Genomic DNA, 19,013 nt, shown 5'->3' on the forward strand with positions numbered 1-19,013 from the left:
GCGCGTCCCCATGTTTGTCGATCTCACCCCTGAACAGCATGCATTGCGACTCAAGGTCCGGGACTATTTCCAGAACCTGATGACCCCCGAGCTGCGCCAGCAGATGCGCGGTACCGAAGGTGGCGAGCTGTTTCGCCGCACCATCGCGCAAATCGGTCGCGATGGCTGGCTGGCGGTAGGCTGGCCCAAGGCCTATGGCGGGCAGGGTTATGGCCCGACCGAGCAATTGATTTTCTTTGAAGAAGCCAATATCGCCGGTGCGCCACTGCCATTCGTGACCATCAGTACCGTAGGCCCGGCGCTGATGGCCCACGGCTCGGCGTTGCAAAAGGATAAATTCCTGCCAGGGATCGCCGCCGGGGAAATCAACTTCGCCATCGGTTACTCAGAAGCCAGTGCTGGCAGCGATCTGGCGGTATTGAAAACCACCGCCCGTGAAGATGCCGACGGTTTTGTGGTCAATGGCAGCAAGCTCTGGACCTCGGGCGCCGATGCGGCCGACTTCATCTGGCTGGCGGCCCGTACCGACCCCGAGCAGGCGCGTCACAAGGGCATTTCGATCCTGATTCTCGACACCCGTGCCCAAGGGTTTTCCAGCACCCTGATCCCGACCTCCGGCAACCCTACGGCGGCCACCTATTACGACAATGTGCGGGTGCCACGCAACATGCTGGTGGGTGAGCTGCATGGCGGCTGGAAACTGATCACGGCGCAGCTCAACCACGAACGCCTGGGCCTGGGGGCCTGGTCCGACAAAGTGGTCAGCCTGTTCAACCGCGTCTATCTGTGGGCACGTTGCGCCGATGAGCAGGGCCACCGCGCCACTGATGTGGCCTGGGTCAAGCGCGATCTGGCCGAGTGTTATGCCCGGCTTGAAGCCATGCGCCTGATCAATTTCCGGATTGCCGCCGACCTTGAACGTGACCGTGTGGACGTCGCACTGGCCTCGACCACCAAGGTCTACGGCTCGGAGTCGGCGATCGAGATCCTGCGCAAGCTGTCAGCCATCCTGGGTGCCAGTGGCCTGACCCGGGCCGGTTCGGCAGCGGCTTATCTGCTTGGCGAGCTGGAATATGAGGTGCGGGCATCGGTCAACCTGACCTTTGGCGGTGGCACCAATGAGATCCAGCGCGAGCTGATTGCCCAGTTCGGCCTGGGCATGCCGCGCACACAACGCTGAGTTACGCAGTGGCCCCAATATCGGAGATAAGGATGAACGATTTCAACAACGCAACCCTGCTGTCCAGTGCCGAACGCGCAGTTGTGCCACGGGAGCAGACGCAGGCAATTCTCGATTTGCGGGCCGCCGCCAGTGCCCGGATCAAACCGGCCGATCGCTACACCCTTGCCGATCGCCTCGAAGAGCAGGCGCAGCGTCACGGCGAACGGCCCTTTATCATTTATGGCGAACAGCGTCTCAGTTTCGCCCTGATCAATGCCCGCGCCGACCGTTTGGCCCATGTCCTGTATGCCCGCGGTCTGCGTCCGGGTGATGTCTGCGCCCTGGCGATGGAGAACCGCCCGGAGTTTTTCTGTTGCTGGTTCGCCCTGGCCAAGCTCGGCGTGGTGGCGGGTTTCGTCAATACCCAGGTCAGCGGCCGGCCACTGGTGCACGCGCTGCAGGCGATCGATGCCAAGGCCATGCTGGTCGGCGAAGAGGTGCTGGGCAATGTGCTTGCCACTCAAGGCTTGCCACCGCTGCCCTTATGGCTGGTAGCGGATGCCGAGCAGCCATGGACCGGGGCCATGCCGTCACAGGTCGATACCGGACTGGCTCAAGCACTGGCCACAGCCCCCGCCATGCCATTCCCTCGTGATGTGCGCGCCGATCTGAGGGCCGAGAGCCCGTGCCTGCTGATCTTTACCTCGGGCACCACCGGCCTGCCGAAAGCGGCGCGCTATAGCCATATGCGCTGGATGTCGACCGGAGACATCATGGAAATCACCCTGCAAACCACCGCCCATGACGTGTTCTATTGCTGCTTGCCGCTGTATCACGGTGCAGCCGCCACGTCAGTGACGTCCACCGCGCTGAAAACCGGTGCAGCCATTGTGGTACGGCGCAAATTCAGTGTCCGTGAGTTCTGGAACGATGTACGCAAGCATCATGTGAGCGTGTTCCAGTACATCGGTGAAATCTGCCGCTATCTGCTCAACCAGCCCGAGGTGGCCGATGAACGTGACCACGGTCTGCGCTGCATGCTCGGCGCCGGGTTGACCCGCGAAAGCTGGCAGAACTGGCTGCGCCGTTTCGGGCCGATCCAAGTGTTTGAAGGCTGGGGCTCCACCGAGTCCAACACCAATGTGGTCAATGTCGACAATTATCTGGGGGCTTGCGGCCGTGTGCCGTACTGGGAAAAGAGCAACTTGCGCCTGGTGCGCTACGACGTTGAAACCGACAGCCACCCACGGGACGAAAATGGCTTCTACCAGCTGTGCGAGGAGGGCGAGGTGGGTGAGGCCCTGGGTTTTATCATCAACCATCCCGACATCGGCGGCGGGCGTTTCGAGGGTTATACCTCAGCCGAGGCGACTGCCAGCAAGATTCGTCGCAATGTGTTCAGCCAGGGCGATGCCTACTGGAGTTCAGGTGACCTGCTGCGTTTTGACAAGGACGGCTACCTGTATTTTATCGACCGCATTGGCGACACTTTCCGCTGGAAAAGTGAAAACGTTTCCACCCTTGAGGTGGCGGCTGCGCTGGGCGACTTCGAAGGCCTTGAGCTGATCAACATTTATGGCGTGCAAGTACCCGGGCAGGAGGGGCGCGCCGGTATGGCGGCGGTGTTGATGCAGCCGGGCCGCCGCTTCGACCCGCAGGCGTTCTATGCATTGACCGAAACGCGCTTGCCGCGTTACGCCGCCCCGGTGTTCGTACGGGTATCGGCAGCGGCTGACCTGACCAGTACCTTCAAGTTGCGCAAGGTCGACCTGCAACGTCAGGGCTATGCCCCTGCAGCATTCAGCGACCCGCTGTTTATCCGTGATGACAGCAGCCGCAGCTATGTGCCGTACAGCGCACAGGTGCTGGAGCGCATTGGCCTGGCCGCTTTTGTCGGGGACACCAGCCAGTGACCGGTCGGCCTGCGGGGCAGGTCTTCTGGACGATGCCCCGTATACCGTTTACAGCGACTGTCGGTAAACCTCAGTCAGGCACGACATAACAATAACAACGGGCAGGGCCCAGGCGGTGTCCCGTGAGGAGAGGGCGATGGATAATAGCGGCTTGAGTGTTCAGACCCTGGCAGACATGGGCTTGAACCTGACCGAGTATGACAGCCTAATCGGCGAGTTTTACGACGGCTCGCTGGAGCCCAGGCTGATGGCCAAGACCCTGCGCCATGTGCGCAATCTGTACCAGGCCAACTATGTCATCCTGATCTTGCGCGTCCCCGAGCAACCTGACCTGGGCCTGATGATCGTAGTGGGTGACATTGACCGCGAAGGCGAGGTGAGTTACTGGGCCTATCCACAAGCGCTCACGCCATTCAACAACCCGCCAATGGACCGGGTGTTCACTGTCGACGACCTGATGAGTGAGGAACAGTGGACCCGCTCGGCTTACTTCAAGACCTATGGCACCGTGCACGACACCTACCACATCATGGCTGCCGATATTTCCACGCCTGATGGCGGCAAGCTGCGCTTTCGCATTACCCGGCCAAAATCCGCGCCCAACTTCAGTGCCAGCGAACGCAGCCTGTGTGGCATGTTCATACCGCATTTGCGCCGTGCCATGCATGTGCACAACCTGATCGACCGCAGCGAGTCGATGACCGAGCTGTACTCGCAGGCGATCAGTCGCCTGTCGGTGGCCACCATTGTGCTGGATCAACAGGGCAAGGTCCTGAGCCTGAACCCGATGGCCAGCGAACTGCTGGAGCAGGCAGACGGCCTCAAACTGGTTGGCGGACACCTTGAGGCGACTTACCCCAGCGACAATCGCGAACTGCAGCGCCTGGTCCGCAACGCCTTTACCCGTGACACCGGCAATGTGTAGGAAGGCACGCAGGCTGAAGCCATGTCAGTCTCCAGGCCCTCGGGGCAGATCAACCTGGGGGTGGTGGTCGAGGCCATTGCGACTCAGGACTGGGCCGAGGGCAAAGGCACCCCAGGGTTGGTGGTATACATCCGCGACGCTGCAGGACGGTCCATGGCCAGCGAAACCCTGACCAAGCAGCTGTTCAACCTGACCCGGGCTGAAACCGCCCTGGCGATGGAACTGGCCAATGGCCTGTCCCTGGAAGAAGCTGCCGAGGCGTTGAATGTGCGTCGTAATACTGCAAGGGCACACCTGCGCTCGATTTTCTCGAAGACCGGTGTGCGCCGCCAGACTGAACTGGTGCGCATCATCCTCAACAGTGTGGTTGCCCTGGGCAAGCCAGGGCTGGCGTTATTGCCCGGCGCCAAGGCCAGCAGAAAAAAAACCGGATTGACGCAAAACAGTGCCTGAAAGCAGGCATTGTTAGTCCATGCGGAGGATGAGGACGGCAGCGGGTTCGGTGAAAATCCAGCGGGCATAGGACCGGGGATTTTCACACGAGGACAATAACAATGACCAAACTCGCAGCAATCAACGTTGACAGTATTCTGGCACCTCGCTTTGGCCGGGGCTGGCATTGCCTGGGTGATGCGGCCGACTACCGTGATGGCCAGCTCCATACACTGAATATTTTCGGCACACGCTTGCTGGCGTTTGCCACGGCCAGTGGCGAGATCAGCGTGATCGATGCCCATTGCCCGCACATGGGCGCCGACCTGTCACAAGGCACCCTGGAAAACGACCGGGTTGTGTGCCCCTTTCACCATTGGCAATACGACGCCAGTGGCAAGTGCGTCGAGATTCCATATTGCAAGCGCATCCCGCCCAAGGCCAAAACCCGCCGCTGGTTGACCTGTGAAGAAAACAACCTGCTGTTCGTGTGGAACAACCCTGAGGGCAAGGCCCCGGCAGACAATGTGGTGATCCCGCATTTGCCGGAGCAGGACAGCGACGAATGGCTGCATGACTGGCACATGGACAAACTGGTCATTGAGACCAACCCCCGGGAACTGGTCGACAACCTCGCGGACGCCCAGCACTTCGGCCCGGTGCATGGCACGCCGACCAAGTACTTTGCGAATATTTTCGAAGGCCATATTGCCCAGCAGATTTTCCACGGCGACTCGGACCGGCTGGGCGGAGACCTGGTTGCCGAGTCTGCCTATTACGGCCCGGCGACGCATTTTACCCGCATGCGCGCAGTGTTCGAGGGCATGGAAATTCACTCGATCCTGCTCAACTGCCACGTCCCGATCGACGCCAACAGTTTCGAGCTGCGTTTTGGTTGCATGGTGAAAAAGATCCCGGGCTGGAGCGAAGAGCAGAGCAGGGCGCTGGCCCAGGATTATGTGCTGCGTAATCGCGATGCTTTCTATCAGGACGTGGTGATCTGGCAACACAAGATCCGGGTCGACAAACCGGTGCTGGCTGAAGGTGATGGTCCGGTCTATCAACTGCGCGACTGGTACGCCCAGTTCTTTATGGACGAAGACAGCGTGCCGGCATCGACTGCCGGGCGCAGTGAAATCATCACCGTCGACCATCGCTGATCAACTCCGGGCAGGAACGCGCAATGAACATGAGTGGCCGCAAGACAATGGCGATCATGCTGGCCGCCAGCTTCGCCTCGACCATTGGCGGCTTGCCGTTCAATACCTTGCCGATCCTGCTTGGCTCGATGGTTGACAGCCTGGGCTTCAGTGTCGAACGGGTCGGCCTGCTGGGTGCTGTTTGTTTTGCCGGCTACCTGCTGGGCACCCTGATGGCCGTCGTGCTGATCGACCGTTTGAACTGGCGCTGGCTGACGCTGGGCTGCGCCACTGGCGCGGCTGCAGCGTACTGGATGACGTCATGGCTGCCCGCCACGGCGCAGTTGCCGTTGTGGGCGCTGATTGGCTTTTTTGCCGCACTCATGACCTGCCTGGGCATGCGTATCATGGGCGAAATGGCCAACAAAGAGCGCGCCCTGGGCTTGCGCCTGGGCATTGAATTGGGGTTGGTGGCAGCCGTGTTATTCGCGCTGCCTTCGCTGGTCATCGCGTATTTCCACTACACCGGTGCCGTAGTAATGCTCGCAGCGATCATCCTGCTGCTGAGCCTCAGTGCCCTGGCATTGCCCAGGCGCGAGGACTTTATCGGTAGAGACACACCACCGCGGGATGGTTCGGTGTTGTCACGTTTTCAATTACCGCCAGCGGCTTATGCCGCGCTGGGGTTTTTCTTCCTGTTCGGCGCCGGGCAAATCGGCCTGTGGGCTTTCCTGGAGCGACTGGGCCATGGCCTGGCACTGCAACCGGGCGAACTGGGTATCGTTTTTGCCGTATTGAAACTGCTGGGAGGGGCCGCAGCACTAACTCTGGCCGCGGTCGGTGACCGCCTGGGCGTACGCGTGCCGCATCTCATCGTCATGCTGGTGCTGGGCACCGGGCTGTTGTTGCTGGGCAATGCCGAAGGCTTTGTGATGTATGCCGCGGGCGCATGGATCTGGGAAGTAGGTTTCACCTGGGGCTGCGTTTATCAGACAGCAGCAATTGCACGGCTGGACCGTAGTGGCCGCTCGATCATGCTGATCCCCGGCGCGTTTGCCTTGAGCTCCATGGCCGGGCCGGCACTGGCCGGGCAACTGGTGGGTCAGGGTTACACGATGCTGTTGTGGATAGCCGCTGCCTGTGCCGTGATTCCGGTACTGGCGTTCACCTGTTTGCTGGCCCGACGCTTGGATGGGGAGGGTGTTGCGGTCGAGCGGGTGGTGGTGGCGGTGTGAAACGCGATGATTGCTGGTTGGCGGCTTTGGCTGCAGCGGCTGTAAGCCTGTAATTTTCAGGCCCGTTGGTACCTATTCAGGTTAGAGTGCTCATCAATGAATCAATTGTTAAGTGAAGAATGAACCGTGCGCTGTTTGTTTCTCTGGATGGGCCCAAGGGCGCTGGAAAAACCACACTGCTGGAGGCCGTCACCAAAGCTCTGAGGGCAGACAACAAAAAGGTGATCCGGCTTTGCGAGAAAAAAAGCGATCCCTATCGAGGTGAAACAATGGCCCTCGTCAACAAACTCGTCAGAAATCCCGGCCGGGAATTAGAGTTGCGGGTTTGTGAACGCCTTGCTGACAGCCGTACCTGGATATCCCGGCACGTATTGGCTAAGCAGCCACCCGACAGCATCATCCTGATTGATCGCTGGTACCCCTCTGATGCCGCATTTCGCCGGATAATCCCGTTTGCAGAGATTCTGCAGTTGAACATTGAGCGAAACGTGCAAGTCCCGGACCTGCATGTCGGGGTTGTCACCGACCCTGATATTTCATGGGCGAGGGCAGCGGCCCGCTCGCGAGGGCTGAACAGTACGGTGATCCATAAGCTGGAAGAACATATTGCCTGTACCCAGGCGTTCGAGCGGGCGATTGCAGATCACGGCTGGGTTTTATGCCGTAATGAAGGAACCATCGAAGACGCAACGATGCAGGTGATTTCGCAGATCCATAGAGTGCTTCGATAGCCCGGTATTCACCGAAAGCAACTATTTGCAGTTGCCTGCCTTTCGATATCCTGCTGCCTGAGCCTCAGATTCGGAGTCAAAGGTTACTTGGTTTTTCGCTGACACCTGGCCATAACCAGGGCACCCCATCGAGAGGTGGTAAAGCTGGCTTTTGCGGTTACCGATGATCGAACTCACGCCACTCGCGCTCGCCAGGATCGGCTGTGCGGGTACACGAGTAGGTTGAACAGGAATGGCACCGACTACCCCCTCACCGACGGTCTTGTACCCTTGCGTCCAGCGACGATCACCGGTTACGAAAGGATTGGAGTGCCCCATGATTGCTGCAATGCGGCGATCTCGCTCTTTCTCCCAGGGCGAAACCGGATATTGCTTGTCCCAGGCCATCAGTAGCTGTTGCTGCTGACGAGACATGTTCAGTTTATATCTGTCGAACATGTAAAAAGTTGTCCTCGCGACCAGGCCTTTGACCTCGTCACGCGGCTCCGCAGCACGTTGATTGAAATCAACCCGCGTCTTGCATTGCCCATATTGCGGCGCTACCCCGGTGGCCATGCCGTAGTTGAAATTACTTCGGTCGCCGTTCACCTCGCCAACAGAGGGGTAGAGGTTGAACAGATCGGCTTCCATCACCCGGAATACGGGATCGTCATCCACACAATGTTCTCGACCACCGTTCTTCCAGCATTGACGTTGGTTACCGAATGTCCAGGCAGGAACGATGTGTTCCCATTCAGTGCGTTGCGCGCGACTCTGTTGTTTCCTGGTTTGAAGGCCGCAAGACTCCGCATCAATACGGCCCCCCGACTTGCCTACCCATGTCCATTTGCAGCCGCAATACAGCTCGCCCATGGCACTGTTCGCCTGGTCGAGGTAGATCTTCTGCTTTGCGATGACCTTTGCTTCGGAAAATGTCGATGGAGGGCTTGAAAAGGCGGGGGTAATTACCGAGAGGGTCAGCGCTACTACAGAAAGCAGTTTTTTCATTGGACAGCTTAAGCGATTGAAAGGAAACACATTGTACTCGAATGCCTGCAGCTTTTAGCCCGGAATGTATCCGGGGTATTGTGTAAAGGCGCCCAACCACGGCTGGGCGCCATTTGAATCAGCCAGTGTGGTGACTCTTTGCAAGGCCGTAGACGGAGGTATTGATCCCTTCGAAGCGCGCTTTTAGCTGCAGCGCCAGATACAGCGAATAATGCCGCGACTGATGCAGGTTGCCACCGTGGAACCAGAGGTTTTCCTGCTGTGTCGGCTTCCACATGTTGCGCAGCTCACCCTCGTAGGGGCCAGGATCATTCGTGGTGCCAGAACCCAGACCCCAGCAGCGCCCGACTTTGTCAGCTACTTCCTGGGAAATCAGCTTTGCCGCCCAACCATTCATTGAGCCATAGCCTGTGGCGTAGACGATCAGATCTGCCGGTAGGCGGCTGCCATCGTTGAGTACGACGGCATCGGCTTCGATACATTCGACACCAAGGCCAGGTGCGCTCTTGAGCTTGATCGTGCCGTTAGCGATCAGTTCGCTGGCGCCGACATCGATGTAGTAACCCGAACCACGGCGTACATACTTCATGAAGAGGCCAGACTCGTCGTCACCGAAATCGAGCATGAAGCCAGCCTTGGCCAGGCGCTCGTAGAAGTCCTTGTCACGCTCCTTGATCGCCGCAAAGATGGGTTGATGAAAGCCTGGCATCACCTTGTACGGGATCGAGGCGAACAGCATGTCGGCCTTGTCCGTGGTCAAACCCGTCTCCAGGGCGTCTTCCGAGTAGAGCCCGCCGAAGACCAGCTCCATCAGACTGTCGGAACGCACGATGTGGGTGCTGGAGCGCTGCACCATGGTCACCTCGGCGCCGTTCTCCACCAGGTCGGCGCAGATGTCGTGAGCCGAATTGTTCGCACCGATGACCACCGCGCGCTTGCCGCTCCAGGCGTCGCCACCGAGATGGCGGCTGGAATGATACTGCTGGCCATTGAAAACCTCGGCACCCGGATAACGTGGCACATTGGGTACGCCAGACATGCCGGTGGCGAGAATCAACTGGGTCGGTTGTAGCGTCACAGGTTCGCCATCACGCTGTACTTCAACCTTCCAGGTGCCACTTTGCTCGTCAAAGCTGGCGCTCACGCATTCCGTACGCGGCCAGTAATTGAGCTCCATGACTTTGCTGTACATTTCCAGCCAGTCGCCAATCTGGTCTTTTGGGGTGAAAACCGGCCAATGATCGGGGAAGGGCAGGTAAGGCATATGGTCGTACCAGACAGGGTCGTGCAGACACAGCGACTTGTAGCGACCACGCCACTGATCGCCGGGTCGGTCAGCCTTGTCGATGATCAGGGTAGGCACGCCCATTCGCTTGAGCCGCGCAGCGAGCCCCAACCCCCCCTGACCGCCGCCCACGATCAGGCAATAGGGTTGAGTGGTGATCCCCAGCGATGCTTCTTCATCGCGGCGGCGCTCCAGCCAGTTGCGCTTGTCAGCGTGGGCGTGACCATGACTGGCACCCATCGGACGACGGCGACCACTGGGTTCTTCAAAACCTTTGAGCTCGCGCATGGCCGTCAGCAGCGTCCAGCACAAACCATCCTTCAGCCGCACATAGCCTTTACCTCGCGCCGCTTGTGTTTCCAGGCTGATCCAGCCTTCGAGCACACCGTTATTCAGCGCCGCTTCACCTTCCACTTTCCACCGCTCGGGGCGAGTCTGGTCGAGGCGTGTTTCAAGCAGGTCGCGAATGGCAGGTTTGCCTTCCAAGGTCACCAGGTTCCAACTGAAAAGCAGCAGGTCGCGCCAGTGACACTCGCTGGCAAACAATGCCAGCGTGCCGTCCAGATCACGCTGGGCGAGACGTTCGTTGAGGCTCTCGACCCAAGCGGCAAGCTGAGCCGTAGGCGTGTGCAGGGGGGTTTCGACAGCGATGTTCATGGGGCTTCTCCCGATCTTGTTGTTTTAGTAACAACTTACCCAGAGCAAGGCCCGGGCCATCTCTATCAAAACCCCGTTGCAGAGCCGTTGCGGCAATACGGCTCAGATCTTGATCCGGATCTCTGTCACGTTTCTGGAAATGCTGATGACAGAGTGTCACCCGGTGCAAAAAGCGCTCGTTGCAATCTTTTCATATAAGCTGCCAACAGACCCGTGTCCTGACCGTAACGGAGAACAAGAATAATGAAGCCGGCCTTGATCAACGCCCATGCACAACAAGTGCTACAAGCCGTGCAGGGCACTGTCGCCAGCCACAGCCCTGGTGCTGACCTGGCCATTACACGCTCCTGGCGCCGCTGCCTGGACCAGTATCAGCTCGACCCTGCCAGTCGCCGCGCACCTAACGTGGTTGAGCATCCACGCTTGCAGGATCACCGCGCGCCACTGGAGCACATCATCGCCGTGGCGCATTGGCAGATGAGCAACTTGCACCAACAACTCGGGCGTGACGGCCATGTGGTACTACTCACCGATGCACGGGGTGTGGCCATCGACAGCGTGTTCAACGAATCCGAGCGAGCAGAGGTTCAGCGTTCCGGGTTGTGGCTCGGCTCGGTATGGAGTGAAGATTGTGAGGGCACCAACGGTGTCGGTACCTGCCTGGTCGAGCGACAGCACGTCACCATCCGCCGTGATGAGCATTTCCGTGGCAAGCACGTCGGACTTACCTGTTCGGCGAGCCCGATATTCGATGCGAGTGGAGAGCTGCTAGCCGTACTCAACCTTTCATCCGTGAGGGATGACCACAGCCTTCAGCAACACTTCCAGGCCATGGCATTGACCAGCTTGTCAGCCAGGCTGATCGAGAGCTCGTTTTTCCTGGGGCATGACCCGCATCGCTACTTGCTGCGCTTGCACCCTGAGGCTGGTTTCGTCGGGCTGCTGGGTGAAGGTCTGCTCAGTTTCGACGAGAGTGCCCGTATCTGTTCAATCAATCATGCTGCGCTGGATCTGCTGGGCCTCAGCCGTGACCAGGCGGTTGGGCAGCCTCTGACAATGCTGCTGGAAACACCTGTGGATCAGATAATGAGTCAGGCCAGCGCTCAGACGAGTGTCTGTTGGCCAATGCGGCTGGTGGACGGGCGCCTGATCTACGGACAGTTGCGGGAACCCGTGCACCGGCCGCCTTTGCTAACGCCGCCAGCGCCCATCATCAACGACGTGCATGTATGCCTGGAAGACCCGCGTCTGCAACGCGGCTTTGCCCGCGCATTACGGGTTTTGGAGCGAGACGTTCCCGTATTTTTACAGGGCGAAACCGGTACCGGCAAAGAAGCTTTTGCGGCAGCGCTGCATCGTGCCAGCTCCAGAGCGGGCCAGCCGTTTGTGGCGATCAATTGCGCGGCCATTCCGGAAACGCTGATCGAAAGCGAGCTGTTCGGCTATCGTGGTGGCAGCTTCACCGGCGCACGCAAGGACGGGATGGTCGGTAAACTTGAGCAGGCCCATGGCGGCATTCTATTTCTCGATGAAATCGCCGATATGCCCCTGGCGCTTCAGACCCGACTGCTGCGAGTGCTGGAGGAGCGTCAGGTGATGCCGCTAGGTGGCGCGACAGCACGTCCGCTCGACGTACGCCTTATCAGTGCCAGTCACCAGGATCTGAACGCCGGTGTGGTCGGGGGGCGCTTTCGCGAAGATCTGTTTTATCGCATTGCCGGGTTCACCGTGCAGCTCCCACCGTTGCGTGAACGATCAGACAAGGGCAGTGTGCTCGACCTTCTGCTGCTCGAAGAGACAAAAGGTACAAGAATCCGGCTGGAGGCCGGCGTCAGAGAGCGCTTGCTGAAGCAACCCTGGCCGGGCAATGTCCGGCAGCTGCGTACGTGCCTGCGCACGCTGGTAGCGTTGTCATTGGAGGGGCGTGTCACTCTGGACGATTTGGCGGAGTTGCTGCCGGCAGTAGCAGTGCCAGTCGCGTTGGCCGAAGATCCACTTGGCGTATCCGAACGGCAGACGCTACTGGCATTGATCGAGGCAGAACATTGGCATATCGCCCATGTTGCAGCCCGCCTGGGGATTAGCCGAAATACGCTCTATCGCAAATTGCGACACCACGGTATTTCACGGCCTGGTTGAAAGGAAAGCGACAGTGCCGCGCTTCCTGTCACTGTGTACCTGCACCGGGGATAGAAACGATAAATGTTCTCGAGCTTTCCCCTCGATCAGCGTTTTTAATTCGATCTATAGTCTCTGTTCCTGAAAATGCTTACGGAACGTTCGATATGAGGCTTAAATCTGCCAGGTCCAATACGCGTTTTACACCCAGTCATCATGTTGAACGTGAAGTACATGACCTGTGCACCTGTAGCTCGCCGGATATACAGGACTTTCACGCGAGAATGATGCTTGATCTGTCTCGGCGTGACGTCTATAGCGGTATCAAACCCAAAGGTGCACAACTTTCTGCAGTGCGCGCATCGAGTGCCTCAGGACAAGGTACAAACGCTGAATCCAGCGCGAGCACGCTGTTGCTCAAGAATCTTCGCTTATTCAACGGTAGCGCTGTGCTTGACGATAACGTCTGCATCCTGATCAAGGGTGGCGTGATCGACTCACTGCTACCCGCCAATACAGAGGTTGAAGGCGCCGTGGTTATCGATTGCGGGCGAAGAGTGGTGATGCCGGGATTGATTGATGCCCACTGGCACACTACGTTAGCGGGCATCACACAACTTGACGCGATGAGCGCAGACCCGGGCTATATCCATTTAGTCGCCGCCCGCGAAGCAGAAAGCACCTTGATGCGCGGCTTTACGACGGTTCGCGATCCTGGAGGACCTTCGTTCGCATTGAAGCGTGCCATTGATGAGGGTGTTATTGCAGGGCCTCGTATTTATCCTTCCGGCGCAATGATTTCACAGACCTCTGGCCACGGTGATTTCAGGATGCGATCAGAGATTCCCCGCAGCTCACTCAGACCACTGAGCGTGACTGAGCAACTGGGTGCTGCAGCCATAGCTGATGGCGATGCCGAAGTGCTCCGACGGGCCAGAGAACAGCTTATGCTTGGGGCATCACAGCTAAAATTAATGGCCGGTGGCGGCGTTGCGTCTACGTATGACCATCTCGATAGCACCCAGTTTATGGAGTCAGAATTAAGAATGGCGGTTGAAGCCGCTGCCGATTGGGGCACCTATGTGATGGTGCATGCGTACACGCCCAGAAGTATCCAGCGTGCCATTCGCGCCGGTGTGAAATCGATCGAGCATGGCCAACTGGCGGATGAAGAAACCGCGCGCATGATGGCAGACAACGATATCTGGTGGAGTCTTCAGCCTTTTCTGCAAGATGAAGATGCCAATGTTTATCCTGATCCTGTACGGCGTGAGCGCCAGCGCGTGGTGGCTGAGGGCACCGCGAGGGCTTATGAATTTGCTCAGCGTTTCAATATAAAAACGGCCTGGGGGACTGATGTTTTATTTAATCCGCAAAAGACATCCACTCAGGGAAGACAGCTTGCAAAGTTGACCCGGTTTTACGCTGCACACGACGTCGTGAACATGGCGACAAAGATGAATGGGGAACTGTTGGGGCTGTCGGGAGCCCGCAATCCATATCCCGGTAAAATTGGCCGGATAGAAGCAGGTGCATTGGCCGATCTGTTGGTTGTCGAGGGAGATCCCACGGTGAGCCTGGGGTTTCTGGAGGCCCCGGATGCAACTCTCAGCATGATTATGAAAGGCGGGAAAATATATAAGAAGAACTTCTAATCATCCATCATAAACAGAGAGAGTCTTCATGATCACACTTCACCACCTCAACGCGTCCCGATCACTGCGTATTCTTTGGCTGCTTGAAGAAATGGGAGAGCCTTACACCCTGATTCGCTATCAGCGTGATCCTGCCACTCATCTCGCCCCTGCCTCACTGAAAGATATTCACCCGCTGGGCAAGTCACCGGTGATTGAGCTCGACGGACAAGTGCTGGTTGAATCCGGCGCCATCGTCGAATACTTGATTCGCCGCTTTGCGCCCCGGCTGGAGCCCGCGTTCAGCTCACCGGATTATCTTCAGTACCTGCAATGGATTCATTTTGCAGAAAGCTCGGCGATGGTGCCGGTGCTACTCAAGCTGTTCACCCAGTTTGAAATCAATGCAGGGACTCAGCTCAAGTTCCTGGACGGCTATACCCGGACTGAGTTCGATAAAGTACTGGGGTTTCTGGACAGTACGCTTGCGAACAGAACCTTCATTGTGGGGGACACTTTGTCAGGGGCTGACTTCATGCTGGCTTTTGTTGCCATCACGGTGGTCGAGCAGATGAAGTGCGGGGCGCAGTACCCACATCTGCAGGCTTACCTGCAACGTCTGGCAGCACTGGACAGCTGGAAGCGAGCATTGAAGCTTGAGCATGAACTCGACGAATAGTTGAGAGGCGGCTGGTCATAGGGGGGACGGAGAAGAGACTCTGGCCCCAGGTAGGCACGCAGATGTAACGCAGACACCTTGGTATCTGCGCATATCATCGCGTAGTTTCGGGAATTTCCCTCTATGACGGCAGGATCAACCCAGCGAGCGGTCTGACAACTGACCATCCACCAGGCGGTGAAGGCCCAGAGGGTTGGCGTTTTTCAATGCGTCAGGCAACAGGTTGTCAGGGTAGTTCTGGAAACACACCGGGCGCAGGAAACGATCGATCGCCAAGGTGCCCACTGAAGTGCCCCTGGCATCGGAGGTGGCGGGGTACGGACCGCCATGGACCATCGAGTCGCAGACTTCCACGCCGGTCGGGTAACCATTGAGCAGGATGCGTCCGACTTTCTGCTCCAGCAGCGCAGTCAATTCGCCAAACTGATCAATGTCAGACACTTCGCCGATCAAGGTGGCCGTCAGTTGGCCATGCAAGCTGTTTATCGCGGCGCTGAGCTGAGCCTGATCCTCAACTTCAACCACCACAGTGCTTGGGCCGAAGACTTCATCCTGTAACACCTCATCCCCTTCGAGCAATAGGCTGACATCAGCCTTGAACAGCTGCGGCCATGCCTGATTGCCCTGCTGCGCTTGCCCGGCCAGGCGCTGGATAGCGTCATGGGCAAGCAGCTTATCCAGGCCTTGGCCGTAGCTGCGTAATGTGCCGGGGTTAAGCATGGTCTGCGCGGGTTGCTCGCTGATCTGCCCGGCCAGCTGTTCAATAAAAGTCGTGAACGCAGCCGAGCGCAGGCCAATGACCAGCCCAGGATTGGTACAGAACTGCCCGCAACCCTGCACAACCGAGGCGGAAAGTTCGCGGGCGATAGTGGCGCCGCGTACGACAAGGGCCTGGGGCAGGACGATCACCGGGTTGATGCTGGACATCTCGGCAAACACAGGGATAGGCCGCGGGCGTGCCGCCGCCATGTCACACAACGCGCGGCCGCCCTTGAGCGAGCCGGTAAAACCTACGGCATGAATCGCCGGATGCTTGACCAGTGCCTCACCAACGCCGGCGCCGTAGATCATGTTAAAGACTCCGGCAGGCATGCCGGTGCGTTCGGCGGCACGCATCAAGGCATCGGCGACCCATTCTGCAGTAGCCATGTGCCCGCTATGGGCCTTGAACACTACCGGGCAGCCGGCTGCCAACGCCGAGGCGGTGTCACCACCCGCTGTGGAGAACGCCAAAGGAAAGTTGCTGGCGCCAAACACCGCCACTGGCCCCAGGCCAATGCGGTACTGGCGCAAGTCGGGACGAGGCAGCGGAGTGCGATCCGGTAGTGCCTGATCGATGCGTGCGCCATAAAAATTACCACGGCGCAGCACCTTGGCGAACAAGCGCATTTGTCCGCTGGTGCGTCCACGCTCACCCAGAATACGACCCGCAGGCAATGCAGTTTCCCGGCAGACAACCGCCACGAAGTCATCACCCAAGGCATCCAGCTCATCGGCAATCGCGTCCAGGAACCTGGCGCGGCGTTCCGCACTCAACGCGCGGTAGGCCGGGTATGCCGACGCGGCAGCTGTGGCTGCGTGGTCAACTTCCTCGGGGGTGGCCTGGTGAAAGTCGTAGGCGAGGGCCTCGCCGGTACTGGCGTCGACACTCTTGACGATGACGCTGCCCAGGGCGCTGCGTTGGCCACCGATGTAGTTGTGACCGAGAATCTGAGTCATTGAGGGTCTCCTTTAAAGTGTGCTCATGCCGCCGGGCGCGAACACCCCATCGACCGGGGTGATACCGTTGATCAATGGCGCGCCGAAATCGGCCTGGCTGATCTCGAAACGGTCACCCGGCTGTGTGCGAATGCCGTCGGCGAACGACAAGGTCGCCGTGCCGAAAAAGTGGATGTGCACATCACCTGGACGCAGAAATTGGCTGTACTTGAAGTGATGATATTCAAGGTTTTCCAGACTGTGGCACATGTTGGCTTCGCCACTCAAAAACTCGTTTTCCCACAGCACCTCGTCATCGCGCAGGATGCGGCTGCAGCCCGACAAATGCTGGGGCAATGCACCGACCCGCAGTTCAGGGCCAAAAGAGCAGCTGCGCAATTTGGAATGAGCCAGGTACAGGTAGTTTTTGCGTTCCATGACGTGATCGGAGAATTCATTACCCACCGCAAACCCCAGTCGATAGGGTTTTGCGTCATGGCCGATGACATACAGGCCGCCGATTTCCGGCTCCTCGCCTGCATCTTCGGCATACGGTGGCAGTGGGAATGCAGCTCCAGGCCGTACGACGATGCTGCCATCGCCCTTGTAGAACCATTCCGGTTGCACGCCCGCCTGACCGGCGGCGGGCTTTCCGCCTTCCACACCCCATTTGAAAATTTTCATGGTGTCGGTCAAAGCCGCCTCGTCACCAGCCTGCTGGTGCATTTTATCTCGCGCAGAGGCACTACCCAGGTGGGTCAGGCCCGTACCGCTAATCAGCATATGGGCCGGGTCCGGATGATCCAGAGGAGGCAGGATGCGCAACTCGGCCAATAACGCCGGGTAGTCATGGGCAATGCCCAGACCGCGTTGGTCGACCTGCTGTGCCAGGCTCACACCCGCTTCGATGGCGGCGAGAGCCAAATCACGCACGCTGTTGGCACCCAGCACTTCACGTACCAGATCACCGTCTACCAGGCCGACGCGGCGCTCACCGGTGTTGAGTTCAAATTGTACTAATCGCATATGAGGTGTCCCTTGATTAAAGATGAGTCGCCGCACGGGCGCTGGCGGCAAATTCGCTCGACTGCAGCACGTGTTTACGTTCGAGGGTGCGATACACCACGAGCGTCAGGAGTAGCCCGAACAGCATCACCCCGGACAGAAAGTACAAGCCCGAGGCCAGGTTGCCGGTGTATTCCTTGAGCGCACCGATCACAAACGGTCCGATGTAGCCACCCAGGTTGCCCACCGAGTTGATCAGGGCAATGCCAGCGGCGGCACTGGCACCGGCGAAGAAGCGTCCCGGCAATGTCCAGAAGATGGCGGTACAGGAAAACAACGAAAACGCCACCAGGCTCAAGGCCGCCAGTTGCAGCATCGGAGCCGTCAGCCAGGCGCTGAAGAACAGGCCAGTGGCGCCCAGCACATAGAGCACTGCCAAGTGTCCATAGCGATCATTGAGGCGGTCGGAACTGCGAGGAATGATAAGCAAGCCGATAATGCCGAATACATAGGGCACTGAAGACACGAACCCGGTGCTCAGGTCACTGCCGCCAAACTGTTTTATCAACGTAGGCAGCCACAACCCCAGTCCGTAAATACTCAGGGTGACGGGCAGATAGAACAGGGCAAGCAGCAACACGCGCTTGTCTTTCAACGCATGCAACGGGTTGCCATGGCGGGTTTGGCCGTAAGCCTGCAAGTCCTTTTCCAGCTCGCCTTGCAGCCAGTCCTTCTCACCCTGATCCATCCACTTGACCTGCTGTGGACCGTCCGGCAAGTAACGCAGTACGGGCCAGGTCAACAGAATGGCGGGCATGCCGATCACAATGAACAGCCATTGCCAGCCATGCAGACCTAGAATGCCATCCATGCCAAGCAAGCCGCCGGACACGGGCCCGGTGATCATCATTGCGATAGGTTGCGACAGGATAAACAGGCCCAGGATCTTGCCGCGATGACGGACCGGGAACCATTGGGTGATGTAGTACAGCACGCCAGGAAAGAATCCCGCTTCGGCGACCCCCAACAGGAAGCGCATGACATAGAAGCTGTGCGGTCCCTGTACAAAGGCCATGCCAATGGTGATGGCGCCCCAGGTGACCATGATCCGCGCAAACCAGCGCCGGGCGCCGAAACGCTCGAGCATCAGGTTGCTGGGGATTTCCATCAGGAAATAACCAATGAAAAACAGCCCGGCGCCAAGGCCATAGGCTGCATCGCCAATGCCGATATCAGCGCCCATGTGCAGCTTGGCAAAGCCCACTGCCGAACGATCTACGTAAGCAATCAGGTACAGCAGGATCAGGAACGGAATGAGTTTAAGCGTAATGCGACGAATAAGCCGGAGTTCCTGGCTCATGAGACGGTCTCCCATTGTTTTTGTTATGGCACCTCTGGAGTGGCCTCAAGCGG

At 58.5% G+C, this 19,013-nt stretch carries 13 protein-coding genes and 1 pseudogene; 9 read left to right on the plus strand and 5 right to left on the minus strand.

Going from position 1 to position 19,013, the window contains the following annotated elements; genetic code table 11:
- The first annotated feature begins 10 nt into the window (after positions 1-10).
- From ACP7BE_RS04135 to ACP7BE_RS04160, 6 genes and pseudogenes are all read left to right on the plus strand, one after another.
- Entirely contained in the window at positions 11-1,180 is a 1,170-nt protein-coding gene (locus tag ACP7BE_RS04135; RefSeq protein ID WP_426104844.1) for an acyl-CoA dehydrogenase family protein, read from the plus strand.
- 32 nt (positions 1,181-1,212) lie between these two features.
- Positions 1,213-3,075 (plus strand): long-chain-acyl-CoA synthetase, encoded by a 1,863-nt coding sequence (locus ACP7BE_RS04140; RefSeq protein WP_426104846.1) that lies wholly within the window; start codon positions 1,213-1,215, stop codon positions 3,073-3,075.
- A gap of 136 nt (positions 3,076-3,211) precedes the next feature.
- Positions 3,212-4,453 (plus strand): annotated as a pseudogene (locus ACP7BE_RS04145) (helix-turn-helix transcriptional regulator).
- Positions 4,454-4,554: 101 nt separating this feature from the next.
- On the plus strand, positions 4,555-5,592 hold the full coding sequence (locus ACP7BE_RS04150) for a Rieske 2Fe-2S domain-containing protein (protein WP_095000229.1): 1,038 nt from the start codon (positions 4,555-4,557) through the stop codon (positions 5,590-5,592).
- Positions 5,593-5,615: 23 nt separating this feature from the next.
- The gene (locus ACP7BE_RS04155) at positions 5,616-6,806 is read left to right on the plus strand and encodes an MFS transporter (protein ID WP_095000228.1); all 1,191 of its coding nucleotides are present in this window, start codon (positions 5,616-5,618) and stop codon (positions 6,804-6,806) included.
- 119 nt (positions 6,807-6,925) lie between these two features.
- A complete protein-coding gene (locus tag ACP7BE_RS04160; protein WP_095000227.1) occupies positions 6,926-7,537 on the plus strand; it encodes a dTMP kinase in 612 nt (203 codons plus the stop codon).
- Between the two features lie 21 nt (positions 7,538-7,558).
- Here ACP7BE_RS04160 and ACP7BE_RS04165 read toward each other — a convergent pair whose 3' ends face one another.
- Together ACP7BE_RS04165 and ACP7BE_RS04170 are read right to left on the minus strand one after the other, a co-directional pair.
- On the minus strand, positions 7,559-8,524 hold the full coding sequence (locus tag ACP7BE_RS04165) for an endonuclease (RefSeq protein ID WP_426104849.1): 966 nt from the start codon (positions 8,522-8,524) through the stop codon (positions 7,559-7,561).
- 118 nt (positions 8,525-8,642) lie between these two features.
- Positions 8,643-10,466 carry an NAD(P)/FAD-dependent oxidoreductase gene (locus ACP7BE_RS04170; protein WP_133144619.1) on the minus strand — a complete coding sequence of 608 codons (1,824 nt, stop codon included), beginning with the start codon at positions 10,464-10,466 and terminating at the stop codon, positions 8,643-8,645.
- A gap of 243 nt (positions 10,467-10,709) precedes the next feature.
- On the opposite strand from ACP7BE_RS04170, the gene ACP7BE_RS04175 reads away from it, so the two are divergent.
- From ACP7BE_RS04175 to ACP7BE_RS04185, 3 genes are all read left to right on the plus strand, one after another.
- Positions 10,710-12,605 (plus strand): sigma-54-dependent Fis family transcriptional regulator, encoded by a 1,896-nt coding sequence (locus tag ACP7BE_RS04175; protein WP_426104851.1) that lies wholly within the window; start codon positions 10,710-10,712, stop codon positions 12,603-12,605.
- Between the two features lie 146 nt (positions 12,606-12,751).
- Positions 12,752-14,239: an amidohydrolase family protein gene (locus ACP7BE_RS04180; protein ID WP_426104853.1), complete on the plus strand. Its 1,488-nt coding sequence runs from the start codon at positions 12,752-12,754 to the stop codon at positions 14,237-14,239.
- Between the two features lie 28 nt (positions 14,240-14,267).
- Positions 14,268-14,897, plus strand: coding sequence for a glutathione S-transferase family protein (locus ACP7BE_RS04185; RefSeq protein WP_095000222.1), 630 nt, complete (start codon positions 14,268-14,270; stop codon positions 14,895-14,897).
- 135 nt (positions 14,898-15,032) lie between these two features.
- Here the strand turns inward: ACP7BE_RS04185 and ACP7BE_RS04190 are convergent, their stop codons facing one another.
- Genes ACP7BE_RS04190 through ACP7BE_RS04200 form a run of 3 tightly spaced genes read right to left on the minus strand, consistent with a single transcriptional unit; the run spans position 15,033 to position 18,960 of the window.
- The gene (locus ACP7BE_RS04190; protein ID WP_426104855.1) at positions 15,033-16,616 is read right to left on the minus strand and encodes an aldehyde dehydrogenase (NADP(+)); all 1,584 of its coding nucleotides are present in this window, start codon (positions 16,614-16,616) and stop codon (positions 15,033-15,035) included.
- Positions 16,617-16,628: 12 nt separating this feature from the next.
- On the minus strand, positions 16,629-17,621 hold the full coding sequence (gene araD1, locus ACP7BE_RS04195; RefSeq protein WP_095038797.1) for an AraD1 family protein: 993 nt from the start codon (positions 17,619-17,621) through the stop codon (positions 16,629-16,631).
- A gap of 16 nt (positions 17,622-17,637) precedes the next feature.
- Positions 17,638-18,960: an MFS transporter gene (locus tag ACP7BE_RS04200; RefSeq protein WP_095019922.1), complete on the minus strand. Its 1,323-nt coding sequence runs from the start codon at positions 18,958-18,960 to the stop codon at positions 17,638-17,640.
- Positions 18,961-19,013 lie beyond the last annotated feature (53 nt).

The organism is Pseudomonas sp. TWR1-1-3, assembly GCF_049896805.1.
GTDB lineage: Bacteria > Pseudomonadota > Gammaproteobacteria > Pseudomonadales > Pseudomonadaceae > Aquipseudomonas > Aquipseudomonas bubulae.

What these genes read in the sequence shown, in the direction of transcription:
- ACP7BE_RS04150 (WP_095000229.1), top strand. Translation starts at nt 4,555, where the DNA reads ATGACCAAACTCGCAGCAATCAACGTTGACAGTATTCTGGCACCTCGC.
- ACP7BE_RS04185 (WP_095000222.1), top strand. Translation starts at nt 14,268, where the DNA reads ATGATCACACTTCACCACCTCAACGCGTCCCGATCACTGCGTATTCTT.
- ACP7BE_RS04200 (WP_095019922.1), bottom strand. Translation starts at nt 18,960, where the DNA reads ATGAGCCAGGAACTCCGGCTTATTCGTCGCATTACGCTTAAACTCATT.
- ACP7BE_RS04165 (WP_426104849.1), bottom strand. Translation starts at nt 8,524, where the DNA reads ATGAAAAAACTGCTTTCTGTAGTAGCGCTGACCCTCTCGGTAATTACC.
- ACP7BE_RS04175 (WP_426104851.1), top strand. Translation starts at nt 10,710, where the DNA reads ATGAAGCCGGCCTTGATCAACGCCCATGCACAACAAGTGCTACAAGCC.
- ACP7BE_RS04155 (WP_095000228.1), top strand. Translation starts at nt 5,616, where the DNA reads ATGAACATGAGTGGCCGCAAGACAATGGCGATCATGCTGGCCGCCAGC.
- ACP7BE_RS04160 (WP_095000227.1), top strand. Translation starts at nt 6,926, where the DNA reads ATGAACCGTGCGCTGTTTGTTTCTCTGGATGGGCCCAAGGGCGCTGGA.
- ACP7BE_RS04190 (WP_426104855.1), bottom strand. Translation starts at nt 16,616, where the DNA reads ATGACTCAGATTCTCGGTCACAACTACATCGGTGGCCAACGCAGCGCC.
- ACP7BE_RS04135 (WP_426104844.1), top strand. Translation starts at nt 11, where the DNA reads ATGTTTGTCGATCTCACCCCTGAACAGCATGCATTGCGACTCAAGGTC.
- ACP7BE_RS04140 (WP_426104846.1), top strand. Translation starts at nt 1,213, where the DNA reads ATGAACGATTTCAACAACGCAACCCTGCTGTCCAGTGCCGAACGCGCA.
- araD1 (WP_095038797.1), bottom strand. Translation starts at nt 17,621, where the DNA reads ATGCGATTAGTACAATTTGAACTCAACACCGGTGAGCGCCGCGTCGGC.
- ACP7BE_RS04170 (WP_133144619.1), bottom strand. Translation starts at nt 10,466, where the DNA reads ATGAACATCGCTGTCGAAACCCCCCTGCACACGCCTACGGCTCAGCTT.
- ACP7BE_RS04180 (WP_426104853.1), top strand. Translation starts at nt 12,752, where the DNA reads ATGAGGCTTAAATCTGCCAGGTCCAATACGCGTTTTACACCCAGTCAT.